General features: G+C 52.0%; 9 protein-coding genes and 1 pseudogene. 5 read left to right on the top strand and 5 right to left on the bottom strand.

The genetic code is table 11. The features are described 5' to 3' along the window. Positions 1-232, top strand: a pseudogene (gene psaB, locus OSC10802_RS0104955) (photosystem I core protein PsaB); the annotation flags it as partial. A gap of 218 nt (positions 233-450) precedes the next feature. Further along, a complete protein-coding gene (locus OSC10802_RS0104950) occupies positions 451-1,686 on the top strand; it encodes a damage-control phosphatase ARMT1 family protein (RefSeq protein ID WP_017715679.1) in 1,236 nt (411 codons plus the stop codon). Positions 1,687-2,183: 497 nt separating this feature from the next. Here the strand turns inward: OSC10802_RS0104950 and OSC10802_RS0104940 are convergent, their stop codons facing one another. After that, positions 2,184-2,378: a hypothetical protein gene (locus OSC10802_RS0104940; RefSeq protein ID WP_026098177.1), complete on the bottom strand. Its 195-nt coding sequence runs from the start codon at positions 2,376-2,378 to the stop codon at positions 2,184-2,186. A 210-nt stretch (positions 2,379-2,588) separates the two neighbouring features. On the opposite strand from OSC10802_RS0104940, the gene OSC10802_RS0104935 reads away from it, so the two are divergent. Next, positions 2,589-3,062 (top strand): hypothetical protein, encoded by a 474-nt coding sequence (locus OSC10802_RS0104935; RefSeq protein ID WP_044169961.1) that lies wholly within the window; start codon positions 2,589-2,591, stop codon positions 3,060-3,062. Positions 3,063-3,083: 21 nt separating this feature from the next. On the opposite strand, the gene OSC10802_RS0104930 is transcribed toward OSC10802_RS0104935, so the two are convergent. The 4 genes from OSC10802_RS0104930 to OSC10802_RS48875 form a co-directional block, all read right to left on the bottom strand. After that, positions 3,084-4,748: a BamA/TamA family outer membrane protein gene (locus OSC10802_RS0104930; protein ID WP_017715673.1), complete on the bottom strand. Its 1,665-nt coding sequence runs from the start codon at positions 4,746-4,748 to the stop codon at positions 3,084-3,086. 790 nt (positions 4,749-5,538) lie between these two features. Beyond that, complete coding sequence (locus OSC10802_RS48880; protein WP_155967390.1) at positions 5,539-6,237, bottom strand: hypothetical protein; 699 nt, start codon at positions 6,235-6,237, stop codon at positions 5,539-5,541. A 233-nt stretch (positions 6,238-6,470) separates the two neighbouring features. Next, the gene (locus OSC10802_RS45825) at positions 6,471-7,430 is read right to left on the bottom strand and encodes a M23 family metallopeptidase (RefSeq protein WP_082218242.1); all 960 of its coding nucleotides are present in this window, start codon (positions 7,428-7,430) and stop codon (positions 6,471-6,473) included. A gap of 352 nt (positions 7,431-7,782) precedes the next feature. Further along, positions 7,783-8,226: a hypothetical protein gene (locus OSC10802_RS48875; RefSeq protein WP_155967389.1), complete on the bottom strand. Its 444-nt coding sequence runs from the start codon at positions 8,224-8,226 to the stop codon at positions 7,783-7,785. 534 nt (positions 8,227-8,760) lie between these two features. On the opposite strand from OSC10802_RS48875, the gene OSC10802_RS38725 reads away from it, so the two are divergent. Together OSC10802_RS38725 and OSC10802_RS38720 are read left to right on the top strand one after the other, a co-directional pair. After that, positions 8,761-10,371, top strand: coding sequence for a helix-turn-helix domain-containing protein (locus tag OSC10802_RS38725; protein WP_017715668.1), 1,611 nt, complete (start codon positions 8,761-8,763; stop codon positions 10,369-10,371). A 34-nt stretch (positions 10,372-10,405) separates the two neighbouring features. Continuing rightward, positions 10,406-11,794, top strand: coding sequence for a serine/threonine protein kinase (locus OSC10802_RS38720; protein ID WP_017715667.1), 1,389 nt, complete (start codon positions 10,406-10,408; stop codon positions 11,792-11,794). Positions 11,795-11,802: the final 8 nt, after the last annotated feature.

The following is an 11,802-nucleotide window of genomic DNA, read 5'->3' as shown; positions in this document are numbered from 1 at the left end:
GACCGGCTTCATGTTCCTGATCAGCTGGCGCGGTTACTGGCAAGAACTGATTGAAACCCTGGTGTGGGCCCACGAGCGCACTCCTCTGGCCAACTTGGTTCGCTGGAAGGACAAGCCGGTGGCTCTGTCCATCGTCCAAGGCCGGTTGGTCGGTCTGGCTCACTTCACCGTGGGTTATGTCTTGACCTACGCTGCCTTCGTGATTGCTTCCACTGCCGGTAAGTTCGGTTGATGCAGGCAATCTAGCTTGTAAGTAATTTAAAACATCCCCTGCCTGCCGGTGGGGGATTTTTTTTGGAAAGGCTAGAAACCCAGTTTCTCAAAGAAACCGGGTTTCTGGCCCCCAGAGGGAGCGCCAAGAGGAAATTTCTTGGCGTCCTACCCTGCGGGAAGCCGAGAAAGCGCGTCTATGGCGTCTTGGCGATTAAATAAAACAAAACCCTGCAAGCAATGCAACCAAAAATGCTAAAATTACCCTGTCCGCCCCCACTTCTAGGTTCAGAACCCGGTTCTTTCACTCAGTTAACAGTAACTCACCGGCTGCCGGCAATCGTGCGGCGAGTTATTGCGGAAAACAGCTTCCCCCCCAATATTAATAACAAATTAGAGCGACTCTCTAACGACTTAGTTGACGGATATGTTCCGCCGCTAGAAGATGACGGCGGAGCGGATGTGGCTGACTGGCGCAACTATATCAGCCCCTATATAGGGCAGCGCTGGGTCGATATTCCCTGGTTTGCCACCGAGACTTATTTGTATCGCAAAATTCTAGAAATTACCGGTTACTTCCGTCCGGGTGAGTGGCAAGGCGCAGACCCGTTTAAAGCTCAAAAGCAGGCTAGCCTAGAAACGTCAGCGACTGCGATAGTCGCTCTGTGCGGGGAGTTGAGCCAGTGGCTGCAGTCCCCATCTAGAGGGGAGTTTGAAGAAACTCGAACAATGTTAGTGGCGCTGCTGTATTTTGCTTTGTGGGGCAATCGAGTTGATTTGAGTCTTTGGTCGGCGTTTGAGGGAAATCGCAGTAGCTTTGACATCCGACGCCAGCAAGAACATTTGCTAGCCGACGATACGCCTCAAGTTGTGAACCTGCTAACCTCTAGCACAAACAAGCGGATTAACTTGATTGCAGATAATGCTGGTTTTGAATTTGTTTGCGATCTGTGTTTGGCGGATTTTATGTTAGAAAGCGGTCTGGCGACTCAGGTTAACCTGCACTTAAAGCCTCACCCGACGTTTGTTTCTGACGCAACGCTTAAGGATTTTCACGATACTCTGGGGTTTTTAGTAGGGTTTGAACAGCCGGAGGTGGTAGCTTTAGCGAAGCGCCTGCAAACCGGCTGGGAAGAAAAGCGTTTGGTCTGTTTTGAGGATTGGTTTTGGACATCGCCTTTGGCGGGTTGGGAAATGCCGGCACCGGTGCGTGAGGAACTCGCGCGTGCCGGTTTGACTGTCGTCAAAGGCGATGCCAATTACCGGAGGTTACTGGGAGACCGGCACTGGGATTTTACGATTCCCCTAGCAGATATTGTCTGCTATTTGCCGGCACCGGCGGTTGCTTTGCGCACCCTCAAATCGGAAGTGGCTGCTGGGTTAGACCCCGCACAGGTAGAAGAACTCAATCGCACCGGCACCGACTGGCTGACAAACGGACAGTGGGGGGTTATCCAATTGGCGCATAGGGCATAGGGCATCGGGCATCGGGCATCGGGCATCGGGCATGGCCCCGGGCCCAGTCCAGACTGCGCTGTCCCGACTAGGTGACATTCCTCATTTCCGGAAGAAAGCATATATACAAAACCTGTCTAAAGTCGGGTATTTGTAAAAACCTTTCTTCCGGATATCCCTAAATTTGAGGTCTTGGCCTCCCCTGTGCGCCTGCATGGGCCATATTCCCCGTGTGGGGGGGCCAATTTTTGGCCAAGTTTGGGCCAATTTTCAGCTGGTGGCCCTTGGCTGTGCCGGCCCGCCAGGTAGAATTTTTTGATTTCCGGAAGAAAGCATATATACAAAACCGGTCTGAAGTCGGGGATTTGTAAAAACCTTTCTTCCGGATATCCCTAAATTTGACTGGCTCTGGCGTCCCATATCCACCTAGCACGGGGCTTGCAATGCCCCATGCCCAATGCCCCATGCCCAATGCCTCATGCCCAATGCCCCATGCCCAATCCCCAATGCCCCATACCCTATATTTCACCGTTGACCTGCATCTGGTGAACCCGATCGGCCAGTTGTTCGCGGCGCTGATCGTCCAGTTCGTCGATGGCGAGCATGCCCATGTAAATCACCTCTTTGAGCGTCAGTCGCGTCTCTAACGCTTTCTTCTGAACCATTTCCTTGATTAGGGGACTTACCCCAATTGCTGTACTGGCTCTCGTCACAACCGCTTTGGCCCATTAACAACTTCTGTTCCATCTTAGCACTTGAACACAAGTCTTTTGTAAAGTTTTTATAAAATTTTAAAAAAGGCTTGACAAGACGCGACACAGGCGCTAGAGTGGTAGTAAGGATAAAAAAAGCGCCCCCCAGCCAGAAGACTGAAGGGCGATCCCAAAAAAACTACCAGCAAGGAACTGTCCCAAGGAGAAACCATGACACAGCCCTCACCCAACTCGCCCGCCATCCGAGAATCAAAAATCAACCACAAGTCGCCGGTGCTGCACCCCCTAGCGCGATTTGTCACCGAAGAGACGGTGGCGCTGATGTTCAAGATCAGGATTGAGGATATTCGCCGCATCGACTGCAAGCAGCACATAGTCTATGTCCACGCCAAGACAGTGAGCAGATTTGTCAGCTATGCCGACTTTCCCCCGATTTTGGGAGTCAGACTGCCGGAATGGGAAGATGTGGCCCGCTGGCTGAAGCGGTGGCGCAAGCGCTGGCTCTCGCACCTAGCGCCGCCCTTCTGGACAGAGTTCTACACGCACCAGTTCAAGCACGCCCGCTCTGTAGCGGAGTCCCAGGCGTGGGGGCAATTGGTGGCTTGGATCAGACCGATCCTGTCGGTAGGGGCAGTGCAGCAGCTGCGATTAGCCCAAAGACCGGTCTCCCGGGCCAATTTTTGAGGGAGCGCGGCTTGTGAGGGACTAAAACCGCTGACCGGTGGTGAGTTCAAAGCGAATCTCCCCCCCGTCACTGATGCCCAAGTCACCGCGAATTAGACCGAGAGGCGAGAGCACCCGCAACCCGATGCCGTAACCGAAGCCGGTGCCTGGTTTGTCGCGCACAGCAGCAGGCGTGCCGAGGACAGTATCGCCAGAGCCCAAATCTGAGGCGAAGTCAGCAAAGAGCACTCCGCCCACCGGCGCTGCGATGGGAAAGCGGTACTCCACAGAGCCGAGGACGTAACTGCGCCCGCTGCCAACTTTACCGGCACCGTATCCGCGCACGGAATTCAACCCGCCGAGATTGAACGCCTCGGAGGGTGGCAAATCGCCGAGCACCGTACCGGCTTGCAGGTTAAACGCCAGCACTTCTGCTAGTGCGGTCGAGCCGGAAGGCTCACCGGCACCCCTTTGCCCCACCGGCACATACTGGGTGTAGTTCGCCCGCAGCCGGTGCGCGAAGATGTTGCCGAGCCCGACAGGAACCGACTGTTCGGCGCTGAGAGTGAGAACTGAGCCGTCTGTCGGGTTAGAGCGCCGGTTGCGCAAATCGCGCGTCACCCCCAGAGAGACGGTAACCAAGTCGTCGATACCGTCTCCGCTGATGGAGAGGGGATTGCCCTGGGCATCCTTTCTCACCACATCCCAGTCGGAATCGCGCATGCTGATGCGGGTGTAGTTCAAGCCGAGGGAGCCATCCCAGCCATCGAAAGAGCGCAGCAGCGCCGCGCCGCCGCCAAACCGCCCCTCCCGCACGCTGTCGCCGTTGGCAAGCTCGATTTCGTCGGTGAAGGTGCGGGAAAAATCCCGCTGGCGAAACAGCCCCACACTGTAGCCCAAGCGATCTGGCTCGCCGGCACGGTAAGGATCTGTGTAGCCGGCTCTGTACTGCACGTCTTTGCCGCTAATCTGCACTCTTGCAAACACCTGCTGGTTCAGACCGCCGATATTCTGGTCGTCATAGGTTAGGGAGCCGTAAAGTCCCACGTCGCCGCTATTGCCGGCACCCGGGGTGAGAGAGCGGGCGCGAGCCTCTTGCAAGTCATAGATGAGGGTAACACCGGCTCCTTCTCGCCGCGCAGAAACGCTGGCGCGCTCAAAGAGCCTCAATCGCCTGAGCCGGCGCAAGTCCTGTTCGAGTAACTCCTCGCTGAACGCCGCACCGGGCTGGAGTTTTAACTCGCCGAGGATGAAACGTTTGCTGGTGCGCCCCTCAATGGGCCGGCCATTTTCATCTGCCGGCGAGCCCTGTTTGTTGACAAAGCGGATTTGGATGTCTGTGACAGTGAGCTGAGCTTCCGGGGGGGTGAGTTCTTCTTGCGGCACTTCTGGCAATTGCTTTTCACTGCTATCCGCCACCGGCATCTCTGGGGGGGGTGCGAGATCCCCGGCGTCGGTGGAAGTGCTTCCCGGAACGGGTGCTGTTTGCTCTGCCGTTGAGAGAGACAGTCTGGTTTCCTGAGGCGGAAAAGATGTTACCGTTTGCTTGGACAATTCAAAATCCACAATCGAAAATCCAAACTCGCTCTGTGCCGGTGGTGTTTCCGCCTGGGCGGGACTAATTCCCCCGCAGAGATTGCCGGCAAGGGTTGCTAAGGTAACAATTGCTACAGTAGGGGCGGGGATGGGGGTTATCGGGGGTTTCACTCGGGTAGAATACAACCTGTGTCTGGGAGTCTGATAGTGCTATCAGTGGTGGGCAGTTCGTTTGCGTGAATCCCGAGCGGGGATTGCAATTCAGCCGCACTCATTGAATATCTCAGATTTTTGAACCGCCTCCGTGAAGGAGCGCCTAGAGAGGAGAGGTCGATGTGTGAGAGTTTGATGTCTGTGGGTGAGGGGGTGGGGCTGTCTTGCTGAGAGAGCCGGTGTTAATAGCACAGGATGGGAATTTTGTCAAGTAGCCGGTGGGAATTTTGCCAAAAGGCGCAGGACAGGCGTCCCGCAATTCCAGGACTTACGCAAAGCCTGTATCTGTAGGGTGGGTTAGCGAAGCGCGTAACCCACCACACAATTAAGGTCGGTGCGTAAGTCCTGAATTCCATAAACAGCGGGGAGAAACCTCTGCGCCAAGATGAGCGCCGGTCTGCCAAAAGGCGTAGGACAGGCGTCTCGCCTGTCCAGAGGGGAGTAGGAGGTGTGGGGTGGAGTTCTCTTGTTGGAAAAGTGGAGCTTTTTTCTCGGGGAGTCGAGCGCTCTTGCTGGAAAAGTGGAGCTTTTTTTTCGGGGAGTCGAGCTCTGTTGCTGGAACAATCGTGGATAATAATAGGTGAGTGGGCTGTAGCACTGCCGGCGTGAAGGAGCGCGAAGAGGGAAGAGGGGAGAGTTCATTTTGCTTCGCCTCAAGGTGGGCGAGCGATGTGCGAGATTGGAGAGTGCAAAGAAGCGACTGCACCTCACCGATAGGAAGGGCGATAATTCTTTTGAGTTGACAGTTTTAAAAGTTGTTGATGATTACGGGTGGGCTTGAGCGTGCCGGTGGGTAAACGGGATAGGGCATGGGATAGGCGGGGGGATATGCCGGTGGGGGATATGCCGGTGGTTGATAGGGGGGATAGGTTGGGGGTGGGTAGGCGGGTTGTGAATATCCCGGATATGCTGGGGGGGGATATGCCGGTTGTGAGTAGGCGGGTTGTGGGTAGGTTTGGGGTGGATATGCCGGTTGTGAATAAACCGGTTGTGGGTAGGTTGGGGGTGGATATGCCGGTTGTGAATAAGCCGGTTGTGGATAGGTTTGAGGTGGATATGCCGGTTGTGAGTAGGCGGGCTGTGGGTAGGTTGGGGGTGGATATGCCGGTTGTGAATAAGCCGGTTGTGGGTAGGTTGGTTGTGGGGAATAGACGCCGGTTGCGTCAGGTGACGGATAAGCCGGTGGGGGATAGGCGGCAGGCTCGGAGCCTGAAGATCCAGCTATCTCTTGGGTGTAGGGAAATTGTTGATTGGGTGGTAATAGTTGGGTGCCATATCCAATACCGAAAAAGCCCTCTATCGCACGCCGCCCCATTTGATCCAGTATGGGTTGCAGGGGTATGGCTAAAGTCTTCTGGGGACTCAAGGCAACCATTGGAATGGACAGCGCCACCCCAAGAGCTAGGTTGCCGAATCGCTTCGGAAATAGATTGTTTTGGGTAATCATGTTTGACTCCGGGATTGTGGCGGCGTTTGTGGGTGAGGAGAAGCGACCGCGCTGCACGAAGGAAGCGCGGTCGCCCAGACTAGATCAGAAAGACAGCAAGAGCAGCATGAGGTGATTGATATAGATCGCAGTTGAATTTGAAAAAGATGGGACTGCGATATAGAGGTGCAAATCGAAACTCGAAACTAGCCGCTGTCTGAGAGCAATTAAAGAATTGCTAGAGTTTCTAAGAGCTACCGCCTGGTTAAGGCTCTTCCTTGATAATCTGGCCGGCCTGGTAAATCTGGCAGATCCCCGACTCCATTGAACTGAAATTTTTGTGCAGCAGTAAAAGGAACTGATCGCTGCGGTACAGGAAGAGGACATCCAGCACCGTTACGAGCCTCAATATGGATGTGAGCATATCCACCATTGGTTGCTTGATTTGCTCCAGACACTGTACCCAGCTGAGTGTCTTGATTTACACGGGCCCCGTTACCAACTGTGCGATTCATGTGACCAATCAGAAGGCTGCGACCAGAATCAAGTGTTAAACAAACCATGTCAGAATTGACGTATGAGACTGTTCCAGCCGCTGGTGCAAAAACTGGCTGACCTGCCGATTTGTTAACATTACCGTTGGCTGCCCAGCAGCCAGTTGACCCAATATCCTCTCGCGCCACTGTAAGGTCGAAGGAATAAGTATTTGAGTGGCTAATTGGCCCCTGATAACCTTGACAGACATACCAGGTTTGACCGCTTCTGAACGGAAGGTTAATTTGCCCGCTCCCATTACTGCTACCATTACTACAATTAGGCTGTATGGGAGGATTACTGGGCGGATACCCTATCATGTAAGCGCTGGGAACCCAAAGGTTTTGATTTTTCAGCTTATACCAGAGCGCATCAGGCTTTCCCGTCCATAGGTCATTGACGCTTTGACCGTAGGCCCAACCATCAAACTCAACCATTTGATTGTAAGCAACATTCTGGGAAGTACGGGCATCAAGTCGCCGGTCAGACCGAAGGTTAATTCCATTACTTGACCCGACTCGTCGGGAGAAATATTCTGTACGAATACTCGCGTCACAAGAAGCAGTCTGAGCAACAGCTGGCATTGGCTTAATCCCAGCTTTCTGTAAGCTTACTCCCAATCCGCCAAGAGTAAGAAGTGAAGCAGCTGCGATCGCTGAAGTTAAACGTTTCGTGTTCATGGCTGTTCAGAAAATAAGGTTATTTGCGTGAATTTCGCTCACAACGAACTGAGTCCCAGGCATGATGCAGGACTGTACAATCGTTGGCGCTTGATTGATGCTGAACTATAGGAGTGGGTTCGCTTAGGCAGAAGAACTGAACTCTGCGAACCTCTTGTTTGGCTTTGCTTCAGGGCTAGTTACTTCCTCGAATGGAAGGTATTTAAAGAATTGCAGCCAAACTAAACTGACAGGCTTTCTCTTCCTTCTAAAGAGAGAAAACAAATCAGGGCGATGGAAGCCTGTCTCCGCAGGCTTCCGAGACAGAAAGTAATTAATCCCAATTTATAGGTTGTGGTAGGTTTCCACCTGACTACCTAAAATTTGTGCAATACCTCCCTGAACCTGGAACCTCAGCACATCCCATGTTGGTGACGTATCCATTAGACATATTTCCATAGCTCCATCCAATCGTTTGAGTTGTATAGCGTCCGAACCGGTTTTGTGGGGGGGGTGATTCTTCCACATAAAGAAGTGTTCCAGAAGGCACATCTGCCTTAGTCCAGTTAGCGTTACATTTCTTTGAATACACGAGATAGACACTAATTTGTCGCCGTTGACGATTCCACCAGGGGCCGTAATAGTAGTAGCCAAAGGGTTCCGTCGGGGTAACTACTTGCCCGTCAGTACAGCCTTCCTTTACTGGATCTTTATTGTTGCACGTAGAACCGAAACAAGCTGCCTCTGCTTTTAAAGCAAATGTGAGAGACGCACTCAAAGCAGCGCAAATACCAGCCATAAAGAGTTTGTAATTCATTTGATTTCCTCGCTAGAAGGGAAAATGACTGTGAGCGCAGAAGTTAAACGTTTAGCTTCCATGTGTTTCAGAAAATAATGTGGTTGGCAAGCATTTCACGCATAGCTAACTGAGTCCCAGGCATGATGCAGGACTGTACAGTCGTTGGCGCTTGATGCTGAACGATAGGAGTGGCTTCGCTTAGGCAGAAAATCTGGAGACTGCGAACCTCTTGTTTGGCTTGGCTTCAGAGCTAGGCACTTCCTCGAATGGAAGGCTCCCACCGCGAAGCTTCGACGGTACGAAGGCAATAATCCCCTTGAAAACCGCAGAATCTTTATCTGATATTTTCGTTACCAGAGGAGTCGGGCCAGCGCGTTTTATCTCGTTACCTCCTACGCTATGACTCCATTATGAGCGCCTGATTTAAGAATGAAAATACCTAAAATTCATAGCTTTTAACCAGTATCTGAGCGACGGGTTCATTCAGTTAATTCATAAGTTTCATCAAAACCGTGATAGAATAGGGAGCAAATTCAGACAGGGGGCTGAGCGGTGGATATTGAAGAAGTGTTAAGCAGATTGGATGAATGGGTTGCTGGCCATAGAGGAGAAGGCTTGAGTCCTCTCCAAAAGCAGATTATCCAGAGAGCCTGGGAGGGTCAGACATACGATAAGATGGAGGTTCCGGGTTACACCATTGGCTATATAGAGAAGGTGGTCGCGCCCACGTTATGGAAGCTACTGTCAGAGGTCATAGGAGAGCAGGTGACCAAAAAGACGTTTCAGATAGTGCTGGTGCCTGCACTGGAGCGGCGAGCCCAGCAGCAGCGCCCTGAACCAGTCCCACAGCCTCCGGATACGTCTAAGGTTCTGGACTGCAACGCAATCCCGCGCCACGATTGGGATGGAGCGCCTGATGTCTCTGTTTTCTATGGCCGCACCGGCGAACTGGCCACTCTAGAGCAATCGATTGTTAAGGACGGTTGCCGACTGGTGGCCATCTGGGGGCTGGGGGGGATTGGTAAAACGGCTCTGGCTGCAAGACTGGCCCAACAGATTCAGGATAAGTTTGAGTTGGTCATCTGGCGCTCGCTAGCGGGAGGCCCACTGCTTCCAGAATTTCTAGCAGACCTGGTAAAATCAATGTCCAACCGGCAAGAAGCAGAGGGTAGTGTCTCCTGCCTGATTCACGCTCTCCGCCAGCGCCGGTGCCTGGTGATACTGGATGATGTGGAGGCGCTTCTGCGCAGTGATGACCTGGCTGGGAAGTATCGAGAGCAATATAAGGACTATGAAGAGCTAATCAGACAAGTGGCGGTGCAGCCGCATCACAGCTGCTTGTTGCTTGTGGGGCGCGAGCAACCTAGAACCGTGTCATTGCTGGCACAAAACACCCTTCAGGTTCGCTCATTGCCAGTGGAGGGGTTGCAGGAGGCAGATGCCCGCAAAATCCTGGAGGAGCAAGGGCTATCTGACCCAGACAACTGGGGTAGGCTCATTGAACTCTATCGCGGTAATCCAGCTTCCTTAAAGGTTATCTCTAAAAGAATTCAAATATTATTTCAGGGGGAAGTCTCTAAATTTATCAACCTGAACACAGTTCTTGTGAGCGATATTTGTGAGTTGCTCGATTCCCAGTTCAGTCGCTTGTCCAGTTTAGAAGAGGACATTATGTACTGGCTGGCCATTGTCCGGACTCCGGTTTCCTTCTCAGCCTTGCTAGAATACTTGAAGTGGCAAGGTTCAAAGGCAAAAGTGATGGAGGCTCTGGAATCTCTGGAACGGCGCTTACTGATGGAAAAAAGCACAGAAGACTCTGACTCGCTGTTTACACTGCAGCCTGTGGTGATGAAGTATGTCACGGTCAACTTTACGGAAGAGGTAATAAAAGAAATTCTGGACTTACTGGAAACTGAGGAGATTGATAGCAGCCGGCTTTTCCGAAGCCATGCTCTGGTCACGGCACCCGCTCTTAGCGAGGTTGGGCAAATTCAGTTCCGGCTCATTATCACGTCAATCAAATCCGAAATGCTCGGTAAATTCCGCACCAAAAATAATATCCTAGATCGTATGGAACGTTTACTGTCAAAGCTGCAAGGGAATTCATTGCTAGAGGTCGGCTATGCCGCAGATAATCTTCACCCCCTGCTAGCTTCACTGTAGGCTACTGTCAGGAAAAGCAATAAGAGCTGTTTTTATGAGTTTCTGCATCAATCCTGATTGCCCCAAGCCAGATGACCCGCTGAATGCGGGTCAAAACATTTGTCGCCAATGCGGGTCAGACTTATTAATCAACAATCGCTATCGGGCCATTAAACCAATTGGCACTGGAGGATTTGGTAGAACTTATGAAATCGATGATAGCGGCACGCGGAAAGTTTTGAAAGTGCTGCACCAAACCTCTGCCAAGGCAGTTTCCCTTTTTCAGCGGGAAGCCCAGGTCTTGAAGCGGCTGGAGCATCCAGGGATTCCCAAAGTAGAGGCAGATGGATACTTTACCTTTCCGACTAAAGATAGCCGCAAACCGCTGCACTGTCTGGTGATGGCAAAAATTGAGGGCCATAACTTGCTAGACTGGCTGGAAAGTCAGGAGAATCAAGAGATCGCAGCAGAGCAAGTAGCTGACTGGTTAAAGCAACTGGTGGAAATTTTGGATCACCTGCACCTGCAGCATTATTTCCATCGGGATATTAAGCCGGAAAACATCATCCTGCAACCCAATGGACAACTGGCGCTGATTGACTTTGGTGGTGTCAGACCAGTGACAAATACGTTTTTAGCCAAAATTGTCGAGGGGCGGGAGGTGACAAAGTTGATTACCAAGGGATACACCCCACCCGAACAGGAACGGGGCCAATCTGTACCGCTGTCGGATTTCTACGCACTGGGCCGCACCTTTGTGCATCTCCTGACTGGTGTCAGTCCCACTGAGCTTCCTCAAGATATTTACGGGCAGCTAATTTGGCGAGACAAAGTGACATCGATTCCAGATATACTGGCAGATTTGATTGATGAAATGATGGATGTCAATTCCCTGGGGCGTCCTCAAAGTACGCAAGCGATTTTGCAACGCCTAGCAGACAGTGGGTTGGTCAAAGCTGCTGGGTTGCCGGTAGTGCCGCCCACTAGGAAGAAGGTAATTAGCCAGCCAAATACGACAAGCCGATGGCTGAAGGATTTACCTAAAACCAGGAAAACTGCCCTCGTACTTGGCATAGCATCAGTTGCCACCGTCACCGCACTAAATTTACGTAATTTTACTTACGATTCACCCCTTCTTGGTGTTTCAGAAGCTGTTGATACACCTCAACCACCAGAACAAACAGCTAAAGATAGTCCAAATAGCACGCTAACCAATGCAATCATCGTGGGAGAACCAGGAGAAAAGAACATTCGCTCAGGTCCCGGAATAGAGTATCGTAGCAGCCACGTTGCCTATCCCGGCGATCGTATTCAAGTTATAGATAAAGCCTACGATCAGGGTGGATACCTTTGGTATAAGGTTTACTTCCCCCAATCAGGAGCCGAAGGTTGGATCGCGGGGCAGTTCGTTGAAATTGATGATAAAGTCCCATCTAATCGTTAAACCAGTTT

This window comes from Kamptonema formosum PCC 10802 (assembly GCF_000332335.1).
GTDB lineage: Bacteria > Cyanobacteriota > Cyanobacteriia > Cyanobacteriales > Oscillatoriaceae > Oscillatoria.
This window is presented reverse-complemented; position numbering and strand designations above follow the sequence as displayed.